The organism is Mycobacterium sp. BMJ-28 (genome assembly GCF_054404835.1).
Genome location: NZ_CM136783.1, coordinates 4428048 through 4450429 on the forward strand (window position 1 = coordinate 4428048; position 22382 = coordinate 4450429).

The 22382-nt window shown below is 67.9% G+C and carries 20 protein-coding genes and 1 tRNA gene; 5 read left to right on the top strand and 16 right to left on the bottom strand.

What is annotated here, in order from left to right; translation table 11 throughout:
* Positions 1-5 precede the first annotated feature (5 nt).
* Positions 6-260 carry an MbtH family protein gene (locus ACXPWS_RS21915; protein ID WP_458708666.1) on the bottom strand — a complete coding sequence of 85 codons (255 nt, stop codon included), beginning with the start codon at positions 258-260 and terminating at the stop codon, positions 6-8.
* A gap of 115 nt (positions 261-375) precedes the next feature.
* Here ACXPWS_RS21915 and ACXPWS_RS21920 point away from each other — a divergent pair, with 115 nt between their 5' ends.
* Positions 376-1320, top strand: a complete 945-nt coding sequence (locus tag ACXPWS_RS21920; RefSeq protein ID WP_458708667.1) for a methionyl-tRNA formyltransferase — start codon at positions 376-378, stop codon at positions 1318-1320.
* 63 nt (positions 1321-1383) lie between these two features.
* Here the strand turns inward: ACXPWS_RS21920 and ACXPWS_RS21925 are convergent, their stop codons facing one another.
* Both ACXPWS_RS21925 and panD read right to left on the bottom strand, forming a co-directional pair.
* Positions 1384-2715, bottom strand: coding sequence for a lysine N(6)-hydroxylase/L-ornithine N(5)-oxygenase family protein (locus ACXPWS_RS21925; RefSeq protein ID WP_458708668.1), 1332 nt, complete (start codon positions 2713-2715; stop codon positions 1384-1386).
* Positions 2715-3122: an aspartate 1-decarboxylase gene (gene panD / locus ACXPWS_RS21930; RefSeq protein WP_458708669.1), complete on the bottom strand. Its 408-nt coding sequence runs from the start codon at positions 3120-3122 to the stop codon at positions 2715-2717. Before panD ends, ACXPWS_RS21925 begins: the two co-directional genes overlap by 1 nt.
* A 217-nt stretch (positions 3123-3339) precedes the next feature.
* On the opposite strand from panD, the gene ACXPWS_RS21935 reads away from it, so the two are divergent.
* Positions 3340-4209: an iron-siderophore ABC transporter substrate-binding protein gene (locus tag ACXPWS_RS21935; protein WP_458708670.1), complete on the top strand. Its 870-nt coding sequence runs from the start codon at positions 3340-3342 to the stop codon at positions 4207-4209.
* Here ACXPWS_RS21935 and ACXPWS_RS21940 read toward each other — a convergent pair.
* From ACXPWS_RS21940 to ACXPWS_RS21960, 5 genes are read right to left on the bottom strand one after another with little or no spacing between them, the layout of a single operon-like run.
* Positions 4206-5024 (bottom strand): ABC transporter ATP-binding protein, encoded by an 819-nt coding sequence (locus ACXPWS_RS21940; protein WP_458708671.1) that lies wholly within the window; start codon positions 5022-5024, stop codon positions 4206-4208. The genes ACXPWS_RS21935 and ACXPWS_RS21940 overlap by 4 nt on opposite strands.
* A 24-nt stretch (positions 5025-5048) precedes the next feature.
* Positions 5049-6098 carry a FecCD family ABC transporter permease gene (locus tag ACXPWS_RS21945; RefSeq protein WP_458713647.1) on the bottom strand — a complete coding sequence of 350 codons (1050 nt, stop codon included), beginning with the start codon at positions 6096-6098 and terminating at the stop codon, positions 5049-5051.
* Positions 6099-6103: 5 nt separating this feature from the next.
* Entirely contained in the window at positions 6104-7129 is a 1026-nt protein-coding gene (locus ACXPWS_RS21950; RefSeq protein WP_458713648.1) for an iron chelate uptake ABC transporter family permease subunit, read from the bottom strand.
* Between the two features lie 8 nt (positions 7130-7137).
* Positions 7138-7974 carry a siderophore-interacting protein gene (locus ACXPWS_RS21955; RefSeq protein ID WP_458708672.1) on the bottom strand — a complete coding sequence of 279 codons (837 nt, stop codon included), beginning with the start codon at positions 7972-7974 and terminating at the stop codon, positions 7138-7140.
* Positions 7975-8026: 52 nt separating this feature from the next.
* On the bottom strand, positions 8027-10018 hold the full coding sequence (locus ACXPWS_RS21960) for an acyltransferase family protein (protein ID WP_458708673.1): 1992 nt from the start codon (positions 10016-10018) through the stop codon (positions 8027-8029).
* Positions 10019-10451: 433 nt separating this feature from the next.
* On the opposite strand from ACXPWS_RS21960, the gene lepB reads away from it, so the two are divergent.
* A complete protein-coding gene (lepB, locus tag ACXPWS_RS21965; protein ID WP_458708674.1) occupies positions 10452-11174 on the top strand; it encodes a signal peptidase I in 723 nt (240 codons plus the stop codon).
* Between the two features lie 12 nt (positions 11175-11186).
* Here the strand turns inward: lepB and ACXPWS_RS21970 are convergent, their stop codons facing one another.
* The 3 genes from ACXPWS_RS21970 to ACXPWS_RS21980 form a co-directional block, all read right to left on the bottom strand.
* Positions 11187-11996 (bottom strand): alpha/beta fold hydrolase, encoded by an 810-nt coding sequence (locus ACXPWS_RS21970; RefSeq protein WP_458708675.1) that lies wholly within the window; start codon positions 11994-11996, stop codon positions 11187-11189.
* 140 nt (positions 11997-12136) lie between these two features.
* Entirely contained in the window at positions 12137-12295 is a 159-nt protein-coding gene (locus tag ACXPWS_RS21975; protein WP_458708676.1) for a DUF6131 family protein, read from the bottom strand.
* Between the two features lie 115 nt (positions 12296-12410).
* On the bottom strand, positions 12411-13250 hold the full coding sequence (locus tag ACXPWS_RS21980) for a helix-turn-helix transcriptional regulator (protein ID WP_458708677.1): 840 nt from the start codon (positions 13248-13250) through the stop codon (positions 12411-12413).
* Between the two features lie 85 nt (positions 13251-13335).
* On the opposite strand from ACXPWS_RS21980, the gene ACXPWS_RS21985 reads away from it, so the two are divergent.
* Complete coding sequence (locus ACXPWS_RS21985) at positions 13336-14271, top strand: SDR family oxidoreductase (protein WP_458708678.1); 936 nt, start codon at positions 13336-13338, stop codon at positions 14269-14271.
* A gap of 15 nt (positions 14272-14286) precedes the next feature.
* On the opposite strand, the gene ACXPWS_RS21990 is transcribed toward ACXPWS_RS21985, so the two are convergent.
* The 4 genes from ACXPWS_RS21990 to pgm all read right to left on the bottom strand — a co-directional run bounded on the left by ACXPWS_RS21990 (position 14287) and on the right by pgm (position 18366).
* Positions 14287-15078 carry a transglutaminase-like domain-containing protein gene (locus tag ACXPWS_RS21990; protein ID WP_458708679.1) on the bottom strand — a complete coding sequence of 264 codons (792 nt, stop codon included), beginning with the start codon at positions 15076-15078 and terminating at the stop codon, positions 14287-14289.
* A 189-nt stretch (positions 15079-15267) separates the two neighbouring features.
* A tRNA-Ala gene (locus tag ACXPWS_RS21995) sits at positions 15268-15340 on the bottom strand.
* Positions 15341-15395: 55 nt separating this feature from the next.
* The gene (locus ACXPWS_RS22000) at positions 15396-16658 is read right to left on the bottom strand and encodes an MFS transporter (RefSeq protein WP_458708680.1); all 1263 of its coding nucleotides are present in this window, start codon (positions 16656-16658) and stop codon (positions 15396-15398) included.
* 34 nt (positions 16659-16692) lie between these two features.
* Positions 16693-18366, bottom strand: coding sequence for a phosphoglucomutase (alpha-D-glucose-1,6-bisphosphate-dependent) (gene pgm, locus ACXPWS_RS22005; protein ID WP_458708681.1), 1674 nt, complete (start codon positions 18364-18366; stop codon positions 16693-16695).
* A gap of 73 nt (positions 18367-18439) precedes the next feature.
* Here pgm and ACXPWS_RS22010 point away from each other — a divergent pair, with 73 nt between their 5' ends.
* The gene (locus tag ACXPWS_RS22010; protein WP_458708682.1) at positions 18440-19102 is read left to right on the top strand and encodes a hemerythrin domain-containing protein; all 663 of its coding nucleotides are present in this window, start codon (positions 18440-18442) and stop codon (positions 19100-19102) included.
* On the opposite strand, the gene ACXPWS_RS22015 is transcribed toward ACXPWS_RS22010, so the two are convergent.
* Positions 19095-22307 (bottom strand): BTAD domain-containing putative transcriptional regulator, encoded by a 3213-nt coding sequence (locus tag ACXPWS_RS22015; RefSeq protein WP_458708683.1) that lies wholly within the window; start codon positions 22305-22307, stop codon positions 19095-19097. The genes ACXPWS_RS22010 and ACXPWS_RS22015 overlap by 8 nt on opposite strands.
* Positions 22308-22382: the final 75 nt, after the last annotated feature.

The window sequence follows — 22382 nt, forward strand, 5'->3', positions numbered from 1 at the left end:
GGTGCCTACGATGAGCCGTCACCCAACGCCGGGCCACCCGCAGCGGCCATCCGCAATCGAAGGCTCTTGGGCCGCATGTCCGTCCAGTTCCGTTCGACGTAATCCAGACACGCCTGACGGCCGGTCTGGCCATCGGCGCCGAACGCGATGGTCCATCCCCCCGGGACCTGCTTGAACGTCGGCCACAGCGAATGCTGTTCCTCCGCATTGACCAGCACAAAGAACGTCGCGGTCTCGTCGTCAAAGGGATTGCCCGACACAAAGTCTCCTCAACAGTCACGTGGCTGTCGACATACGTGGCGCATGCCCGCCCGAACCCAGACACCCTACCAAAGGTTAGGCTTGCCAAAGACAGCCGGAAACAGAAGGTGAGACATGCGCGTAGCAATGTTCGGGTACCAAACCTGGGGACACAGGACCCTGGAGGCACTCATCAAGTCACCCCACGAGGTAGTCCTGGTCGTCACGCATCCACCGAGCGACCAACCGTATGAATCGATTTGGGCGGATTCGGTGGAGGAACTGGCCCGCGCCCACAGCATCCCGGTGTACCTGGCGCAGCGGCCCGACGACGCCCTGATCGAAGCGGTGAGCAGCGCGGCGCCCGACATCATGGTGGCCAACAACTGGCGAACCTGGCTGCCCCGCGAACTGTTCGACCTGCCCCCGCACGGCACGCTCAACCTGCATGATTCGATGCTGCCCCGGTTCACCGGCTTCTCGCCAGTCATCTGGGCAATGATCAGCGGTGCCAACGAGGTTGGGTTGACGGCACACCGGATGGACGACGACCTGGACACCGGCGACATCGTGCTGCAGCGAGCCATCGAGATCGGGCCGGTGGACACCGGCACCGAACTCGTGCGCGCCACCATCGACCTGATCCCCGAAGTGCTGCTGGAATCACTGGATCTCATCGAGCGCGGGGTGGCAACCTGGACACCGCAGAACCTCGACGAGCGCACGTTCTTCCACAAGCGTTCCGCCCGGGACAGCATCATCGACTGGCGTTGGTCGGCAGTGGAATTGGACCGGTTCGTGCGGGCCCTTTCGGATCCGTACCCGAACGCTGTGACGTACTACCGCGGTCAACGGATCCGGATCCTGAAGGCCTCGGTATCGCGCTACCGGTACGGCGGCACCCCCGGACGCGTGTTCATCGCCGAGGGTGACGGCATGGTCATCGTCACCGGCGCCGATGCCCACCGGGGACAGGAGCCAGGTCTGGTGATTCAGCGAGTGCGTCTCGATGACGGAACCGAGCTGCCCGCCCTTGAATTCTTCGGACGCGGCGGCGGGTATCTGACCGACCGGCCATGAAAGATTGGTAGCGGGGTTGGATGCCTCCAACCCCGCCACCGCACAGGTCTATTCACCCCGTGGTCAGTGACCACCCACGAGTTCGTGGGTCGGGCGGCTCACCTCCACACGTCGGGCGATGGACTCGACGATCTCGCCGCAGCGCACCGCGACATTCGACAACAGTGACGAGCTGAGCCCGTGGGTGTGCTCCGTGCCGCCCTGCAGATAGATCGCACCCGAAATCTCCCGGGAGGTCCGCAGCCGGTAGTCGCGGGTCAGATCCGGCAGGCCCGCTCCGAGCTCGTCGACGTCGTAGAGCTCACCGAGCATGTCCGGCAACGGCATCGGGGTGAAGCCGGTCGCGTAGACCACCGCGTCGCAGTCCAGCACCTCGACCGCGCGGGTGGGGTGATGCTCGATGGTCACACGCACGCCGGTCTCGTGTTCGACAGCGCTCTGCACACTCGATGCACCCCGGAAGAACAGCCGGCGCATACCTGCGACCCGCTCGGCGTATTCGCGGGTATACAACTCCTCGATGAGCGGTAGATCCACGCACGAGTAGTTGGTGGCACGGTGGTAGTCGATCAGCCGCTGCCGCACCGTCGGCTCCGCCGTGTAGAAATCGTCGACCGCGGAGGGATCGAAAACCCGGTTTGCATAAGGGCTGTCGTCGGCAGGGCTGTACCCGTACTTGGCGAACACCCCGTGAACTTCGGCCTCGGGATAGGTGACGTGCAGGTAGTCGGTGACCTCGGCGGCACTCTGTCCGGCCCCCACCACGACGAAGCGGCGGTGACTCGTCGACGGCACCTTCGGGAGTTTGATCAGCAACTCGTGATTGTGGAACTGTCGCGCCGTCTCGGTGACCCCGATCGGCAACTGCGCCTGCAGCCCGCCCGCGAGCACGACGGTGCGGGCCCGCAGCGTCGACGGTCTACCGTCGCGTGCGACATCGATTGCAAGGCAGTCTCCCTCGTCGCGCACCGCCACCGCGCGGGTACCGTAGTGCACCGTGGCACCGACCCGCGCCGCTGCCCACTCCAGGTAGTCGTGGAACTCCAGCCTGGTCGGGAAGAACGTCTGATGATTGATGAAGTCGTTGAGCCGCTCGCGCTCGGTCAGATAACTGAGGAACGTGTAGCGGCTGCGCACGTTGCGCTGGCTAGCCAAGTCCTTCAGGAATGATATCTGCATCGTCGTGCCGGGAATGAGCATGCCGGTGTGCCAGCCGAATTCCGGCTTGGCCTCGATGAACTCGGCCGTGATCGCCGGATCGGGTCCACCGTCGTTGTTGTGCTCCTCGATGGCGATTGCCAGACCGAGGTTCGACGGGCCAAAACCCACGCCGACAACGTCGAGGACGGGATCTATTCCGTTGCTCGAATTGCCTTTTCCGGGGATGAATGACATCAGGCTCCCGCCATCTGATTGATCGCACCAGGCACCGGCTCGGCGGGGTCGGAGCCGAGGGCCACGATGCGATTGCGCTCATCGACGTGCACCACCCGGGGTGCGTGATCGGCGATCTCCCGATCGTCGAGAGTCCGGAAGGACATGATGATGACCAGGTCGCCAGGGTTGATCAAATGCGCTGCCGCCCCGTTGATCCCAATGACCCCTGATCCGGCCGCCCCGGTGATCGCATACGTGGTCAGGCGCGCGCCGTTGGTGATGTCCACGACATCGACCTGCTCGCCTTCGAGGATATCCGCGGCTCCCATCAGGTCTTGGTCGATGGTGATCGATCCGACGTAGTGCAGGTCGGCCTGGGTGACTGTGGCGCGGTGCACCTTGCCCCCCAGCATGGTTCGGAACATATGTCCCTCCAGCAGTTGTTAAGTCGGTTCACACCTGACTGGCAGTCAGCCGCGAAGCGTAGGTTAACCTAACCTTATGTCGCTTACAAACCCCAGAATGGTCTTCCGGCGTACCACAGTCCTTTTGGCCGCCGCGGCGGTCGGCACCGGCCTCCTGGCCGGTTGCGGCGGGTCCACCACAACGAACGAAAACGCCGGCTCAAGCACTGCTGCGGCCGTGGAATCTGATTCGATCGCACACAAATTCGGCGAAACGAAGGTTCCCGCCAACCCGCAGCGGGTGGTCACGGTGGGCTGGAACGACCAGGACGATGTGCTCGCGCTCGGTGTGGTACCTGTGGGTACCCGCAGCTTCTTCGACAACTACAACGACTTCCCGTGGGTGAAGCAGGCCACCGACGGCAAGGGCGTGCCCGTGATCCCGGGCGACGAGATCAACTACGAGGCCATTGCCAAGGCGAAGCCGGACGTCATCTTCGCCGTCTCCGAGACCATCGACAAGAAGACCTATGACCAGCTGTCGCAGATCGCGCCGACAGTGATCCAGTCCGATAAGTATCCGGACGAGGAAACTCCCTGGGATGTCCAGCTTCTGACCATCGGCAAGAGCCTGGGCAAGGAGACGCAAGCCCAGGCGCTCGTCGAGAAGGTCAACACAAAGATCAGCGAGACCCGAGCTGCGCACCCCGAGTTCGCCGACAAGACTCTGGTCGCCGACTACACCTCCGAGCTGAACTCGCAGTATCTGCTTCCGGCCGGCCACGCACACCGCCAGTTGTTCGACGCGCTGGGATTCAAGGCGCAGCAGACCTCCGGCGACGTGTCGGACGAGAAGCTGTCGCTGCTCGAGGGTGACGTGCTGTTCGTCAACGGCCTCACCAAGGAGCAGGTGGCCGGTTCGCCGGCATTCGCCCGGCTGAAGGTCGTGCAGGACGGCCGCACGCTGTATGCCGGTTCGGATTCCGCCCTGAGCGGCGCGCTCACCTACAACGGACCCGAAGCAATGCTCTACGCACTGAACGTGCTCACCCCGCAGCTGAGTAATGCGCTGACGGGTAAGCCGGTCGCCGACTTGTCGAATTCTTAACGCGCCGCCCGGGCGTCCGCCCGCTCCCTGTCGCGGGCGGACGCCCGGGGTATCACCAGCGGCGTTCCGGTTTCCGGGTCGGCGATGATCTGGCATTTCAAGCCGTAGACCTCTTCGACCAGTTCTGCTGTGATCACCGCGGCCGGATCACCTTGGGCCACAATCGCACCCGACTTCATGGCGATGATCCGGTCCGCGAACCGACAGGCGTGGTTCAGGTCGTGCAGTACCGCCACGATGGTGCGGTCCTGGGTGGCGTTCAGTTCCACGAACAGATCCAGTAGTTCGATTTGGTGGGCGATGTCCAGATACGTGGTCGGCTCATCGAGCAGAATCACCCGGGTCTCCTGGGCCAGCACCATCGACACCCACACCCGCTGACGCTGCCCGCCGGACAGCTCATCCACGGGTCGGCCGGAGATCGCGGTGACACCGGTGGCCGCCATCGCGGCGGCCACCGCCTGCTGGTCCTGACGCGAGTACTGGCGCAGCACCCGTTGATGCGGAAACCTGCCCCGCGCCACCAGATCTGCCACCGTGATGCCCTCGGGCGCGATGGAGGTCTGTGGTAGCAATCCCAACTTGCGGGCCACATCCTTGGTCCGCAGCCCGGCGATATCGGCACCGTCGAGAACGACCTGCCCGGCCGCCGGTCGCAGCAACCGCGCCAGCCCCCGCAACAGTGTCGACTTGCCGCAGGCGTTCGGGCCGACGATCGCGGTGATGGCGCCCTCGGCGATATCCACCGTCAATCCGTCGACGATGCGACGATCCCCGTATCCCAGTGCTAAGCCCCGTGCGCCCAGATCAGTCATTGCCCTTCCCCTTCCCCTTCCCCTCTACTGTCGCCGGGCCTGCATTACCAGCAGCCAGATCAAATACGCCCCACCGGCGACCACGGTGACCGCGCCTACCGGAAGTTCGGCCGGGGCAAAGATTCTCAGCGCAATCAGATCGCTGGACAGCAGCAGGAACGCGCCCATCACCGCCGACGAAACCAACCCGACACCCGGTGTTCCCACGACCCGGCGGGCCAGTTGTGGTGCTGCCAGCGCCACGAACGAGATGGGCCCGGCCGCCGCGGTGGCGACCGCGATGAGCAGAACGCCCACACCGAAATAGGCGATGCGGGCTCGCTCGGGCCGCACTCCGAGACCTCCCGCCACGTCGTCGCCCATTTGCAGGATCGGCAGCTGCGGGCCGATGGGCACCAGGATGACCACCACGATCGCGACACATACCAGGACCGGGACGGCCTGTTCCCAGTGCAATCCGTTGAGGCTGCCCTGCTGCCAGATCGCCGCGGTGATCGCCTGGTGCAGTTTGATTTTCAGGATGATCCACTGATTCAGCGAGCTCATCATGGCGCCCACACCGATCCCGACGATGATGAGCCGGAAGCCGGCCATCCCGTTGCGGTAGGCCAGCACGTAGACCACCACCGCCGTGAGCAGACCGCCGACCACCCCACCGAGGGCGGTGAGGTAGTACCCACCGCCGAAAGCACCGATCGCCACCAGCGCGCCGGTGTACGCGCCGAAATTGAATCCGATGACATCGGGACTGCCCAGCGGATTTCGGGTCAGCGCCTGGAATATGGCGCCCGACATGCCCAGGGCCGCGCCGATCACCAAGGCGAGCACGATCCTGGGTAGTCGCCACTGCAACACCACGACGCTGACGAAACCCTGTTCGCGGCCCATCAGTACGTCCATCACCTCGGCGGGCGACACCGGGTACTCCCCCACGCCCAAGGCCAGCACCGCCAGCGCCAGGGCACCGAACCCGAGAACCGACAGCACGACGACGCTGCGCCACGAGGCGCGCAGGGCCAACACCGGCTCTCGGCGGACCACCAGCTGCCGGCGACCGAAATCGATCGGCGCCAAAAGGTTCACAGTGCGCTCGCTTTCGTGCGACGCACCAGCCAGATCAACACCGGGGCGCCGATGAAGGCAGTGACGATCCCGGCGGGCAGCTCCCCCGGCGGCACCACGATCCGTCCCACCACGTCGGCGACGAGCAACAGCGCCGGCGCGGCGAACACACAGTAGGCGCAGATCCAGCGCCAGTCCGGACCGGTGAACCAGCGCACGGCATGCGGCACCATCAGGCCCACGAATCCGATCGGTCCGGCCGCTGCCGTCGCCGCTCCGGTCAGCAGAGTCACCGCCATCAGACCGAGCACCCGGGTGCGAACCACGTTGCCGCCCATGGCGACCGCCAGATCGTCGCCGAGCGCGATGGCGTTGAGCCCGTGGCTGACGTACAGGCACAGCGCCGCGCCGACGATGACAAACGGGACGACCGTGGCGGCGATTTCCAACGGCCTTCCGTCGAGCGCGCCGGCGTCCCAGAACCGCATCGAGTCGAAGGCCCGCGGGTAGCGCAGCCGGATGGCGAACGAGATCCCGTCGGCCACCGCACCTATCGCGACGCCGGCCAGCAGCATCCGCACCGGAGTCGCCGTCATCCGGCCCGACGCGGCCACCCCGTATACCGCCAGCATCGCCACGAAGGTGCCGAGGAAGGCGAACCAGATGTAGCTCGACAGGGAATGAAAGCCCATCAATGCGATCGCCGACACCACGAACAGGCCGGCCACCCCTTCCAAGCCCAGGATCTGACTGTCGGCCAACGGGTTGCGGGTGATGCCCTGGATCAGGGCCCCGGACAGGCCCAGCGCGATACCGACCACTATGCCGAGCACGGTGCGTGGGATGCGCAGCTCGTGCACGATCCACTCGTTGCCGGTGTCGGTGTAGTGGGTGACCGCCCGCCACACCGTAGACAAGCCGACGGTCTGTGTGCCGACGGCCAGACTCAGAACGCAAACCAAGATCAGCACCGCAATACAGAACGCCAATCCGGCCAGCCGCCGGCGGTGCGGCGCGGCGAGATCGGATTCGGCGGTCGCGATCGCCACCGCTACAGGCCGGCGCGCTCGAGCGCGAGGTCGTATTCCTCGGCGGCGGCCTTCTCGCTCTTGCCCTGGGCCAACGCCTGCTGATAGACCGATTCCACTTCGGCGCTCACGGCCTCGTAGTGACGGTCCCAGGTTTCCGAATCGAAGCGCCAGTACCCGACGATGTCGTATTGGCCGGCCTCCCAACCGTGTTCGCGACACAGGTGCTTGCGTACCTCGCGGGTCGACTGCGCCTCGCCCGCGAACCAGCAGTACCCACGGCCGCCGGGGTGGGCGTGCGCGCGGACCAGGCCGGGCAGCCCGCTGGGAGCGTGGCCATTGCCGGTGCCCGCGGTGACGATCACCGGGATATCCGGTCGGGCCGGCAGGTAGTCCAGGTCACGACGATCGGCTACCTCGACGATCGCGGTGGCTGATGTGCCGGGCGCGAGCTCGTCGAGAATTCGGGCCAGCGCGGGCAACCCGGACAGGTCGGCGACCAGCAGTTGCCATGCGGTGTTCGGCTCGGGCCGGTACCAGCTGCGCGCGTGGTCGAGCAGCACGCGCTGACCCTGGCTGGCCTGTCTCACCCAGTCGGTGGCCAGTCCGCGTTCGTGCAGGACGAAGTCGCACGTGAGCAGGTTGCCGTCGCGGCGCCGCACGCTGTAGTTCCGCCCCTCGGGCCGGCCGTCCATAGCCGGGGGGCCCGGCCGGCCGGGCGCCGGAAAATAGATGCCGAGCGCGGCGTCACCGGCGTCCGGCAGCGCCAGGGCGTCGAGGTCGGCCACCTCGAACATCACGCGCCGGATCCGCGGCCCGATATCGCCGACCGAGGTGACGACACCCTGCACCGTATCCATGCAGTGCAGGCTAACCTAAGTGGCTCGTCCCCCGCCGGCCGCGGGCCCGGTGTCAGCGAATCGCGCCGCCGGGTTGCCGCCTGAACAACTGCTGCCGTTCGGCCGGGCCATCTGGTGCGGCCGACGCAGGGGCGGGCAACAGGGCGGTCACGTCCGCGGCGACCAGCGGCCCCAACTCGGCGCTCATGGCCGCCGTCAGATGGGAACCGTCGCGATAGACCAGCGTGTTGCCGAGAATGGCGGGACACACCCGGTCATTGCAGAGATAGTCGGAGTAATCGAGATAGGCGAACGCACCCTTGCTCGAACGCTCCCGCTCGGCAGCACGAATGCTCTGGTCGAGCGCCTCGTCTCGCGGCAAAGCACACCGGAGCGCGTCGTCGATGAACTGCCCGAGGCAGATCGATGGTGTGACACCAGTAGACGGCGTGTCGGCGAAGACACCCACGCGGGTCCCAGAGGGGAACCGGGCGATGACCGTATCAAGCGCCCGCCCCCATTCCCCTGCTGGATCATCGGCGTAGCGCAGGTAGTTGCGCGGATAGCCGGCCAGCAGGATCAGCGCGGGGCGCTGCGCGGCGAACTTGTCGATCACCGCACTACGCCAGGTGTCGCACGCGGCATAGTGCACGATGCGCACCGGCACAGCCGGGCACGCGCTCTTGGTGTGGCTGTCGAGTCGGATCACTCCACGTTCGGCGAGCGTAGACAACGCCGGATACCACTGCGTGGCATGGGAATCGCCGAACAGGACGACCAGCGGCGCCGCGGGATCGGTGCCGGTCAGACAGCCCTCGGGATCGGTGGCCCACTGCGACCGGTGACACCCGTTGGCGTAGACGACGGGTTGATCGCCTTCGGCGTGGGTGAGGCCGGGAGTGAGGTTGGCGGGAACGTAGGGAGTCCCAACCGGTTTCGGCCGCAATGCGCCGTGCTGGGCGGACTGGGCCGCGGCCAGTGGCGGGTTCAGCGTCAACACGGCCGTGACACCGACCGCGACGATGGCGGCCATACCGGCCGCCGCCGCGGCCAGGGTGCGCCGGGGACGAGCGACGGTCAGCCAACCGGCCCGCTGCCCAGGCCCCTCGACGTAGGTGTAGAGCAGCCACGCCAGCGGAATGCACAGTGCCGCAGCGGCAGCGCGCAACCACAGCGGTAAGGCCTGCACATATCCGCCGGCGGCCAACGGCAGCATCAGCACCGGCCAGTGCACCAGGTATAGCGAATAGGAGATGTCACCGATCCAGGTGACCGGACGAAGGCTCAGGAGCGCGGCGGGCCCCCACGCCACCGGCCCCGCGGCGATCAGCAAGGCGGCCCCGACGACCGGCACCGCCACCGCATATCCCGGGTACTCGGTGGCGGTGGAGAACAGCACACCGGTGCCGACGATGGTCGCCAATCCCGCCCAGCCCGCCGGCGCGGCGACACGCGCGGGCAGTAACCGCTCGCGACGGAGCAGACCGAACGCGACCAGGGCACCGAGCCCGAACTCCCACATCCGGGCGGGCAGCATGAAGAACGCGTTGGGCTGGGAGAATCCGGTCAGCCAGACGCATGCCAGGAATGAGACCCCGGACAGGACGGCGATCGCCGCGGCCATCCGGCCGCGCAGCTGGAACCACCCGAACAGCAGCACCAGCAACAGCGGCCAGACAAGGTAGAACTGTTCTTCCACTCCCAGCGACCAGAAGTGCAGAAACAGTGAGGGCGTCTTCTCCGCCAGGTAGTCCGTGGCGTTGAAGGCGAACAACAGGTTGGGCACATAGAAAGCCGCGGCGATGGCGTCTTTGACGACGTATTCGAATTGCACCGGTGACACCCACACCATGGCGGCGACGACTGTCGCGGCGATGACCGTCAACGCCGCCGGCAGCAGTCGCCGCGCTCGCCGGGCGTAGAACGCGCCGTAACCGATGCCGCCGCGGTCGCGCAGGCTCTCCAACAGGTGCGTGCTGATGAGGAAGCCCGAGATTACGAAGAACACGTCGACGCCGACGTAGCCGCCCCCGAATCCGGGGATCTCGGCATGAAAGAGAACCACCAGGAGCACCGCTATCGCACGGATACCCTGGATATCGAGACGTCTTTGTCGGCTGGGCTGGCTTTTCGGAGCGTCTGTGCTGGTCAAGCGGCTACTTTTCGCGCCGTGGCCTGGTGAGCATGTGCAAAGAATAAGCGAACGCAGGCAACGGCGCGCCACGGGTTGGCGATGTTCAGATCGCTTGATTGGCAACGATTTTGAACGAAACTTCGCCATTCTCACGCCGTTCGCGCAAATGGCTACTCTGAGGTACGCACACTTCCCGGGCAAACATGGCTTGGCCTCAGTGGGAACACAGGCAACTCCCATCTCAGCTAACACATAGCGCCGCGAACAGAAATTTGCCCGTGGGCGTCGCCTGCGACCAGATCGCATATCACCACCGCGGTCTCTACCCTGGGCGGCAGGACGCCGAGCCGGGAGGACCAGCACCATGGCCGACCCGCCACCGCCCGCCCGCCGGCGCCGTTGGGTCCGCGTCGCGGCAGCCGGCGCGGCGGTACTGCTGGTCCTGATCGCCAGCGGATGGGCCGCGATCCTGGCGTTCGTCGGGCAGGAGTACCGGATCCCGTCGGTGGCGATGGCCCCGACCGTCGCAGCCGATGACCGCGTCGTCGTGAACAAGTTGGCCTACCGCACGCACCCGCCGCGGCCCGGCGACGTGGTGGTGGTGCGCGCACCCGCGCGGTGGGACGTCGGGTACCCGTCACCCCGGTCGGACAACCCGGTGCTGCGGTGGGCGCAGGACGCGCTCGCGGTGATCGGCCTGGGACCCCCCGATGAGCATGCGCTCGTCAGCCGCGTCATCGCGGTGGGCGGGCAGACCGTCGAGTGCCGGATGGAGACCGGGGTCACGGTGGACGGCGTCCCGGTCGCCCAGCCCTACCTCGACAAGACCGCCCTAGAGGTGGACCCCGCGCTGCTGCCCTGCCTGGGCAGCGCGTTCGGGCCCGTCACCGTGCCGGCCGGCCGACTCTGGTTGATGGGCGACAACCGCACGCACTCGGCGGACTCGCGGGTCTATTGCGCCAACGTCCAGGCGCACGTGCTGCGCGGCGTGTTGTGCACCGGGGATCCGGCGGCCGGCACCGTCGCGGTGGACGATGTGATCGGAATGCTGTGGTCGGTCCAGCCGGGCGAGAACGCGAAGCGCTGAGCGACGCGCAGGCTAGCCGTTCGATGCTCCGTCGACGGCGACCGACGCCAGGAACGGCAGCACGAGGTCGAGGAATTCTGCTGGCGCAGAAGAGAAGACGACATGTCCGGTCGGTATCTCACGCAGGGTGGATCCGGTGATCGCCTCCTGGGTGGCGCGCCCTACGCGAGCCGGGATGGCGATGTCCTTGGTGCCCCAGACGACCAGTGTCGGCGCGGTGATCAGGTGCGCACGGTCTCGTAGGTCGTGTGCCGGTTCGGAGAAGCTGCGCCATACCGACGCCGCGGTCTCAATGCCGGCCGGCGTACGCGCGAGCGCGGTGGCGCCCTCGATGATCGCGTCGTCGGCGGGTGTGGCCGAGCGCATATAGCCGCGGATGAAGCGCGGCATGACGCGGCGGGTCACCCACGGCGTGCCCATCAGGGCGGTGAACGCCCGTACCAATGGACTGGGCGGGATGAACCCGCCGCTGTTCACCAGCACCAGGCCGGCGACCCGGTCCGGGTGTTCGATGGCCAGCCGTGCGGCGGCGTAACCACCCACCGAGTTGCCGATGAAGACCGCGCGCCGGAGGTCGAGGGCAGCGGCCACCTCGGCGAGCACGTCGCCGATCCGTTCAGCGGTCATGTTCGGCGCAGGATCCGACTCGCCGTGCGCGGGCCAGTCCAGCGCGAGGACACGGTGGCGCTCGGCCAGGACGGGCACGATCGGCGCGAAGTCATGCCGGTCGTGCAACGTGGCGTGCAACAGCACCACGGTGTCGCCGGATCCGGTCTCGTCGTAGGCCACCGAACCGGCCGTGGTGTGGATGCGATTCGTCACGAGGTCAGCTCCTTCAATTCACCGACCGACTGGTCGGTCATTGAAGGTGACGGTACTGCGCCGGGCACCCTGAGACAAGGTCGAAGTGCCCCCAGCCATCAGGCTGGGGGCACTTCGACCTTGGAAATCTCAGCGTGCGGTTAATACCAGACTTTGCGCCCACCGATCGGGCGCCCCACCTGGCCGAGGACCAACAACACCAGGCCGACGACCAGAACTATCCACCCGATGGTGGCGATGACTGCGGGGACCGGCAACAGATAGCCGATCGCGATGAGGATGATACCGAGGACGATCACCTGATACTCCTAAGTTATTTACGACGCCGACAAACACTTGTGTACCCAGCGGGAAGGCTTTCTAATCCACACGGCGGCAACTGTTTTTGTCATCGACGCCGGCGGCGCGGGTTCGTCACACCGAGGACGGCGAGCCGACCACCGACAGCAGCGCCAGCTTTTCGTGGCTTTCGCTGCCCGGCGCCGCGGTGTACACCAGCAGCGAGTGCGAATCCTGCGGATCGAGCAGGATCTGGCAGTTCAGTTCCAGCAGTCCGACGACGGGATGGCGGAATCGCTTGACCTCGTGCGGTGTGATGCCGACCTCGTGGGCATCCCAGAGTGCTTGGAATTCAGGGCATTCGGAGGTGAGCAGCTCGGCGAGGTGAGCGGCTTTGGAGCCGGGACCGCGCACCGTGAGCACTCGTCGCAGTCCCGAGGCGTACATCCTGGAGTAGAAAGCGTGGTCGTCGCCCGGATAGAGGTCACGCGTCGTCGGGTCGGTGAACCATCGGTACCCGATGCTGCGCGATGGACCGGTGAACCGGCACAGGTCGCCGACCAGGGCGACCCCCAGCGGGGTCTGCCGCAGGGTCTCGCCGAGTTCGGTGACGATCTCCGCCGGGGTGTCGGTGAGCCTGTCGAAGATTCGGAGCATGCCCGGGCTGATGTGGTCGGTGCCCGCTCCGCGCTCCGGCGGTGGGTGTCCGGCCAGCCGGAACAGGTGGTCGCGCTCATCCCGGGCCAGGTGCAGCCCTTGGGCGATCGCGGCGATCATCTGTGCCGACGGCTGCGGGCCGCGCGCGCGTTCCAGCCGCGAGTAATAGTCCGTCGACATGTGGCACAGCGCGGCGACCTCCTCGCGCCGCAACCCACTGGTTCGTCGGCGCTGCCCGCGTGGCAGTCCGACGTCCTCAGGCTGCAGCGCCGCCCGGCGGCGCACCAGAAATTCGGCCAATCCCGCGCGATCGATCACCTGGCCAGTTTCCCCCGGCCCGCGATGCTCATCCACGGATCGTCAGGCCGTGGATACCTGGCGCCCTGCGGGGAAGTCTGGGCACATGCCAGCCAACAAGTACGACGTGACCATCGCCGACCTCTCGAGAAAGCGGGCGGTGGTGACCGGCGCGAGCGACGGGATCGGACTCGGCATCGCCACAAGTCTTGCCGCCGCGGGCGCCGAGGTGATCATGCCGGTGCGCAATCCGCAGAAGGGCGAGGCGGCACTGGCCAGAATTCGCGAACGATATCCACGGGCGAGGCTGACGCTGGCCGAACTCGACCTGTCTTCGCTGGCCTCGGTGCGGGCACTCGGCGAGAAACTGTGCGGACACGGAGCACCGGTCCACCTGCTCATCAACAACGCCGGGGTGATGACGCCGCCCGATCGGCAGACCACCGCCGACGGCTTCGAGTTGCAGTTCGGCACGAACCATCTGGGGCACTTCGCACTGACCGGCCTGCTGCTGCCGTTGCTGAGAGCCGGCCAGGCCCGGGTGACATCGCAGACGAGCGTGGCCGCCCGCCGCGGGGCGATCAACTGGGACGACTTGAGCTGGACCCACAAGTACGACGGGATGTCGGCCTACCGGCAATCCAAGATCGCGGTCGGGCTATTCGGCCTGGAGCTCCGCCGCCTCAGCGCGGCGATGGGGTGGGGTATCACCAGCAATATCGCTCATCCCGGGGTTGCCCCGACCAATCTGCTCGCGGCACGTCCGGAGGTGGGGCGGGCACAGGACACCGGTGGTGTACGGATCATCCGCCGGCTCTCGGCGCACGGTCTCGGTGTCGGGACCGTGGACAGCGCGAAACTTCCGGCCTTGCTGGCCGCGACCGCGTCCGATGCCGACAACGTGTTCTTCGGGCCGCAGTGGCCGGGCAACGCAGGTGGCCCGCCCGGCGTCCAGAAATTGTGGAAGCCATTGCGTGACAATGAAAGCGCTGCGCGATTGTGGGCGGTGTCGGAAAAGCTCACCGGCGTCGCCTTCATATGAGGGCGCGCACCGCCATCAACCGATCGACACCAACTCATCGACCGCGTCGAACGGCAGGTTCTGGTTGGTGGTCGCGGTGACCACCATGTTGGTGAGGGTGATCGAACCCCCATGATTGTCCAGGAAAGCCGTATCGGCCGCGTCGCGTCCGGTGGCGATACGGACCAGCGTCTGCCGCGGCGCCAGGTAGGTGGCGTCGACGACGCGCCACTGCCCGTCCACGAAAGCCTCTGCGACAGCGTGGAAATCCATCGGCATGCAGCCCGGTGCGTACACCGCGACGAGTCGGGCCGGGACGTTCACCGCCCGCAGCAAGGCGACCACCAGGTGCGCGTAATCGCGGCACACCCCGGCACCCGCCAGCAGCGTGTCCTCGGCACCGTCGATGGGATCACTGGAGCCGGGCACGTAGCTCAACCGCCTACCCACCCATGACGAGATGTTCGCCAATAGTGTTGCCGTGTCGGAGTATTGATTGAACTCATATCCGGCGAAGCCGAAGAACTTGTCCGATTCGGCGTAGCGGCTGGGCCGCAGATACTGCGACAGGTCGTAATCGGTGACCGGCGCGGGCTCACTGCGGCCGACGATCGTCGCGGTGTAGTCGACGGTCAGTTGGCCCACGGGCGCGTCGAACTTGTGGATCCGGTTACCGTGCACGCCGGCGATCTCGGTCGCGAAGATCTGCTGGCCGTTCATGACGAATGCCAGGTATTCCGATATCTGCGCACCGGGGTGCGGGGCCACGGCGATCTGGAACTCCAATGTGGACGGGCCGTTGATGTCCACGTCGAGGTGGGCGCCCACCTCGCGGATGAGGGTGTTGATGTTTTCTGCCGATCCATGCTCGAGAGGTCTGCCTGCGGCGGCGTGCCGACGGTGCCACGCCTGACTGCTTGATTCCGGCTCACCTTAGCGGCGCGGGCGGGCGTGCGCGCGTTGCTGACCGGAATGAAAAAATCCGCTCCGAGTGTGGTCGGAACGGATCTTCAGGAGTGGAGCTAAGGGGATTCGAACCCCTGACCCCCACACTGCCAGTGTGGTGCGCTACCAACTGCGCCATAGCCCCGTAACTTGTGCTCACCGAAAGTACACCACCCGTACCCCTGGTTCAAAACCGCTGGTCACGGAAGCTCTCCCCCGGCCTCCGGTCCCAACGGACGGGCCGGGGTGTGCTCTTGGGAGGTCGTTGCGCCGGTCTCCGGCGCGAAAACCCACCCCAGCGCCGCCACGAGCAGGATCACCCCGCTGATCACGAAGGCCGACCCGAACGACAGGTACTGGGCGATCTGCCCGACGGCCAGCGATCCAGCGATGGCCCCGACGTCGGACATCATCTGGTAGACCGCCACAGCGGTGCCGGCGCGGGCCTTGCTGCCGATGATGTCGGCCACCGCGGCCTGCTGCGGCGAGGTGAACACCCCGGCCGCCGCCCCCGCCACGAAAGCGGCCGCCAGGAACAAGGTCAGCGAGGACGCCAACCCGACCAGCAGCGTCGCCACCCCGGAGATCGCCAGCCCGGTGATCAACGGCACCCGACGGCCCACCCGGTCGGACAGATGACCGCTGGGGATCACGGCGGCCACATTGCCGATCGCGAACACCGCCAGCGCCACCCCGGCCATCCGCGGCCCGCGGTGCAGCACCTCGGTGACGAACAACGGCACCAGCGCGATCCGCAGCCCGAACACCGACCATCCCGTCGCGAAGTTCGAGAACAGCGCCGCCCGGTATGCCCGGTTGTTCAGTACGTCGCGCACCGTCACCGTCGGTCCGCCCTGGTCGGCAGGCGCCGCCAGCGGGGAATGACGCAGACTCACCCACACCACGGCCGCCGCCACCAGCAGCGCCACCCCGTAGATGGCGAACGGCGCGGACAGCCCCAGCCCGGCGGTCAGGGAGCCCAGCACCGGGCCGCCGACGGAGCCGACCAGGAAGGCACTGGAGAACATGCCGGCCACCCGGCCGCGGGCGTCCGGCGGCGAGATGCGGATCATCAGCCCCAGCGAGGAGACCGTGAACATCGCCGAGCCGAAACCGCCCAGCGACCGGAACAGCAGCAGCTGCCAGTAGGTGTCCGCGAAGGCGCACACCCCGGTCGAGACGGCGACGATCAACAGACCGGTCAGGTAGACGCGCCGCTCCCCCAGCCGCTGCACGAAGATGCCGCTGGCCGGCGCCGCGCACAACCGCATCAACGCGAACGCGGTGATGACGAACGTCGCCGCACTGATGCTGACGCCGAAGTTGCGAGCGTACTGCGGCAGGACCGGGGCGACCACCCCGTACCCGAGCGCGATCACCGCGTTGGCGGTGATCAACACCCAGACTTCGCCGGGCAGCTTCGGCTTCTCGGGCGCCGTACAGTCGCCCTCCGCAAGACTCACGGCGTCGACTGTATTCGGGCGCCGAGATTGCGGTTCAGGCGATGACGGAGTTCACCACTTCCTTGGCGGCCTGCTGCACCTGCGCCAGATGTTCCGGGCCCTTGAACGACTCGGCGTAGATCTTGTAGACGTCCTCGGTGCCCGACGGCCGCGCCGCGAACCAGGCGTTCTCGGTGGTCACCTTCAACCCGCCGAGGGCGGCCCCGTTGCCGGGGGCGGTGGTCAGCTTGGCGGTGATCGGCTCCCCGGCCAGCTCGGTGGCGCTCACCTGCTCGGCCGACAGCTTCGACAACCGGGCCTTCTGGTCCCGGTCGGCGGGCGCGTCGATGCGCGCATACGTCGAGGCTCCGTACTTCTCGGCCAGTTCGGCGTAGCGCTGGGACGGGGTGGAGCCGGTGACCGCCAGGATCTCCGAGGCCAGCAGCGCCAGGATGATGCCGTCCTTGTCGGTGGTCCAGGTGGAGCCGTCGGTCCGCAGGAAGGACGCGCCCGCGCTCTCCTCACCACCGAAACCGATTGAGCCGCCGATCAATCCGTCCACGAACCACTTGAAGCCGACCGGCACCTCGACCAGCTTGCGACCCAGCCCGGCCACCACCCGGTCGATGATCGAGCTGCTCACCGCCGTCTTCCCCACCGCGGTGCTGCCGGGCCACGACGGACGATGCGAGTACAGATAGTCGATGGCGACGGCCAGGAAGTGGTTCGGGTTCAGCAGGCCGCCGTCGGGGGTGACGATGCCGTGCCGGTCGGAGTCCGCATCGTTGCCGGTGGCGATCTGATAGCGGTCCCGGTTGGCGATCAGCGAGGCCATCGCGTTGGGCGAGCTGCAGTCCATCCGGATCTTGCCGTCGGTATCCAGGGTCATGAACCGCCACGTCGCGTCGACCAGTGGGTTCACCACCGTCAGGTCCAGCTTGTGCCGTTCAGCGATGGCACCCCAGTAGTCCACGCTGGCCCCGCCGAGCGGGTCGGCGCCGATCCGGATGCCCTGCGCCCGGATCGCGTGCAGGTCCACCACGTTGGGCAGATCCTCGATATAGGCGTTCAGGTAATCGTGGCGCTGGGCGGTCTGCAGCGCTCGCGCCAGCGGCACCCGCTTCACCGCCTTGAGGCCGTCCCGCAGGATCTCGTTGGCGCGCTTGGCGATCCAACCGGTGGCGTCGGTGTCGGCCGGTCCGCCGTTGGGTGGGTTGTATTTGAAGCCGCCGTCGCGGGGCGGGTTGTGTGACGGGGTGACGACGATGCCGTCGGCCAGGGCGCCCGCACGCGAGGAGGAAGAGTTACCTGAGCCGCGGCCGCGGTTGAAGGTGAGGTTGAAGGTGAGGATGGCGTGGCTGACGGCCGGGGTCGGGGTGTAGCGATCGGCCGCATCGATCATCGCGACCACGTCATTGGCGGCCAGCACCTCCAGCGCCGACGCCCAGGCCGGCTCACTCAACGCGTGGGTGTCCCGGCCGATGAACAGCGGGCCGGTGGTGCCCTGGCCGGCGCGGTACTCCACGATGGCCTGCGTGGTGGCCAGAATGTGTGCCTCGTTGAAGGCGCCGTCCAGGCTGGATCCGCGATGGCCGGAGGTGCCGAACACCACCTGCTGGGCGACGTCGTCGGGGTCGGGCAAGACGGTGTAGTAGGCCGTCACCACCTGGGCGACATCGATGAGGTCCGAAGGATCGGCCGGCTTGCCGGCACGTGGATTTGCAGCCATGACCCGATTCTTGCGCACTTACCGCAAGCCCGTCGCAAGTGCGTCACAAGTGCGGCGGGACAACGTATACCCCATGAACAGCTCCCCACAATCCGCCCAACACGCAAGCCAACCGGACTTGTCCGGCATCACCATCGCCCACCGCGCGATGATCACCGATGTGGGGCGGCTGGCGAATCTGCTGGCCGCCGTCGCGCGCGGCGCCCACACCTGTGCGCACCCCAGGGAGGTGGCCCGTTACATCCGGCTGCTGTGTGAGTCCATCCACCATCACCACACCGTGGAGGACGAGGTGCTGTGGCCGATCGTGACGGCGTCGGCCGGCAGCTTCGTCGACCTGTCCGAGCTCGCCGACGACCACGCCGCGCTGGACCCGCGGCTGGACCGGATCACATCGCTGGCCGTGGCCTTCCAGAAGGCGCCCGGCCGGCCCACCGCGGCGCCGTTGGCCGCCGCGCTGGCCGACCTGCATCAGTTGGTGTGTGAGCACATCGCCGACGAGGAGCGCGAGGTGTTCGAGGTGATCCGCCGGCACGTGTCGGTCGACGACTGGGCCGTCGTGGAGAAGGCGGCCCAGCGTGCCGGCCGGATGTCCTTCGACGGTCCCCGCATCGTCGGTGCGGCCACCGACGACGAGTACGCGCGGATGGCCGCCGCGGCCAATCCGCTGCTGATCGGGTTCATCAAGTTGATGTCATGGCGGCACAAGCGCTTTGAGCGCAAAGTGTTCAGCTGATCAGCCGGGCCGCCTCATCGGCCAGGAGCTTACGCAATTGCGCTGCGGCCGTCCGGTACCGGACGGCCGCGGCGGCATCGCCGTCCGCCTCGGCCAGCGCGCCCAGCGCCTCGTCGACCGGGCCGGTCAGCAGCGTGCCGTTGTCAAGTCCGGCCATCCGCCCGCTGTACGGCAGCAATTCGGCAGCTTCGGTGCGCGCCACCGCCAGGTCGCCGATCGCGACGGCGGCGTGCACGCGCAGCGTCGTCATCGCCACCCAGTAATAGGACCGCTCGGTGGGTACACGCTGGGACCAGACCTCCTGTGCCTCGGCCCTTCTGCCCACCGCCAACAGGGCCAACACCGCACCGTCGGCCATCGTCGCGGAGACGGTGCGGTGCAGCAACAGCAACTCATCGGCCATCGGCCCGAGGTCACCGCGGGTCAGCGCGGCGCTGACCCGGCCTACCAGACCGAGCAGCACCCCGTTGGCCACGCCGTGCTCGGCCAGGCTGGCGCCCGCGGCCAGATAGCGCGCCTCCCCGTCATCGGGGCGCCCGGCCAGCACCGTCAGCTGGGCGACGTAGGCGTCGAGCACGCCCAGCAGGTATCCGAGTTGGCCGGTGCCGGCCCGGGCCACCGCCTGGTCCACGTGGTCGAGTGCGGCGGCCAGATCCGAACGCCCCGACGCCGCCAGGAACAACAGCCAATGCCCGACGGTCTGATAGTCGACGGCACCGCAATCCGTTGCGACGCGGAGCAATTCGGCGGCCATCGGTTCGCGCTGCTGCGCCAGGTCCGGTCCCAGGCAGGCGAATGCACGCACATTCAGTGCCGCGCACAGCAGCCGGGCGTGGGCGTCGGGATCGGCCGCGTGCAGCGCCCGGGCCAACTCCAGGGCCTCGGCGCTGGCCGCCATGGCGGTGTCGTGCTCGGCGCCCTCGACCTCCTTGAACAAGGTGATCAGCAGGTGCACCCGGACCTGCGGCGGGTAGTTCTGAGCCAGAATCCGGCGCAGCGGGTCGACGATGACAGGGTCGATGTGGTCGCCGGTGCGCAGCCGCCACACCAGTGGGCTGTCCAGCGCGGTCAGCGCGCGTACCAGCAGGCCGTCATCCCCGGCGGCCAGCGTTACGGTGCGGTTGAGTTCCTGGCGCGCCGAGATGGCATCACCGGCCCGGGCCAGCGCCGAGATCAGCCCGCACCGGGCCGGCACGGCGCGGTGCGGTTGCGCGGCGGCCAGCTCGAACATCCGCACCGCGGCCCGCCATTGCCGGGCCGCCTCGCCCGGGGCGCCCACCGCATCGGCCTCCCGGGCCGCCGACATCGCGAATTCTGCTGCCTGCGAGGCGGTCTCGGGGGTGGCGGCGGCCACCGCGTGGTAGGCCAGTGACGCGGCGTCGGTGTTACGCCCGCCCAGCAGACTCAGCGCCGTGGAGTGCAGCCGGGTGCGGCGCAGCAGCGAGGTGTCGTCGTAGAGGGTGTCGCGGATCAGACTGTGCGCGAACCGGATCCGGCCCGGACCCGGTTCGTCGAGCAATCCGGCCAGCACCGCAGGTTCCAGCGCGTCGAGTAAGTCGGTGTCGGTGTGGGCCAGCTCCTCCAGCAGGTCCAGGTCGACCTCGCGGCCGAGCACCGCGGCCTGGCGCAACACGGTCACGGTCTGGCCCGGCAGCCGGGCCAGCCGGCGGCGCACCACGTCGCGCACCCCGGCCGGCACCCCGCCGTGGGCGGCGTCGGAGCCCTCGGCAACCATCAGCCGGGCCATCTCCCGAACGAACAACGGATTACCACCGGTCCTGTCCCGCAACAACTTCAGGGTGGCACCGGTTACTGTGGGCAAGCCACAGTCGGTGGCCACGCCGATGAGGGCCGCGTCGTCCAGCCCGGTCAACATCAGATGCGCGGCCGTGTGGTTGGCCAGCGCGGCGCGGGCCATGTCGAGCTCGGCACCGGATTCCGACGGGCGGTAGGTGCCGATGACCAGCACCGGCCGTTCGCCCAGCCGGTCGGCGAGCAGGCGCAGCAGTTCCAGGGTGAGGCCGTCGGTGCGGTGCAGATCGTCGAGCACGACGACCAGCGGCTGTCCGGCGGCGGCCCGGCCGAGCACGTCGGCAAGGGCGTGCGCCAGCCAGAAGGCGCTGCTGTCGTGGGCGGGCTGTCCGGCGTCGTGCAACAACGCCGCCAGCGCCGAGGCCTGCCCAGGGTCCAGGGTCGGCCGGAACGGGCGGAGCACTTCGGTCCACGCCCAACCCGCCGGCGCGCCGTCCACCTCGGGGCAGCGCCCGAAGGCCACCGTCCAGCCGGCCCGCTGCAGTGCCGCGGCGGCCGTGTCGGCCAGCGTGGTCTTGCCCGCGCCGGCCTCCCCGCCGATCCACACCACCTTCAGCCCGTCGTCGCGGGCCCCGGTGGCGGCGGCCTCGATCGCGGCGAGTTCAGCTGCGCGGCCCCGGGTCCGGGATGCCGCCGGCGGCGGTGTCACCGGGGCGGCCCGAGCCGGCGCCACCGTGATGGGGTCGAGGTGTTCGGCTTGGCGCAGGATGTCGCGCTCCAGGTCGCGCAGCGCGCGGCCCGGTTCGAGCCCGAGTTCGTCGGTCAGATACTCGCGGGTGCGACGCAGCGCGTCCAGGGCGGCGACCTGGCGGCCGGCCCGGTACTGCGCGGCGGCCAGCAGGCAGGCGGCCGCCTCCCGGCCGGGATGGTCGCGGGCGTGCGGCTCGAGTACCCGCACCACCACGGCGTGCTGGCCGAGCGCCGACTGGGCGGCCGCATAGGATTCGACGGCCGAGAGCCGCAGTTCGGTCAGCCGGGCCACCTCCGGGGCGGCCCACAGGGTGTCGGCGACCTCCACGTACGGGTCGCCGAGCCACTCGGTGAGCACATCCTCCAGCAGGTCCGAGTGTGTTTCGGCGGCAACGGTTTTGGCCTCCGCCGACCACACGTCGACGGCGGCCTCGGGCAGCCGCAGGCAGTAGCCCGGCGCGGCGCTGACGATCACCTGGGCGGCGGCCCGGCGTTGCCTGCCGGGTTCGAGCACGCGTCGCAGGTGTGAGATGTAGGCCTGCAATGCGGCCAGCGCCTTCGGTGGCGGTTCGCCCTCCCAGAGGTCCTCGATGAGCCGGTCCACCGACACCACCTGACCGTGCGCCAGCACCAGCCGGGCCAGCACCGCCCGTTGCTTGGGTCCGCCCAGATCGGCTGGCGCACCGTTCACCCAGGCGCGCACGGGCCCCAGCACACAGATCCGCACAGCGGGGTCACAGGGAGCCGACATGGTGCGCCCAACATATCGTCTCGCCCG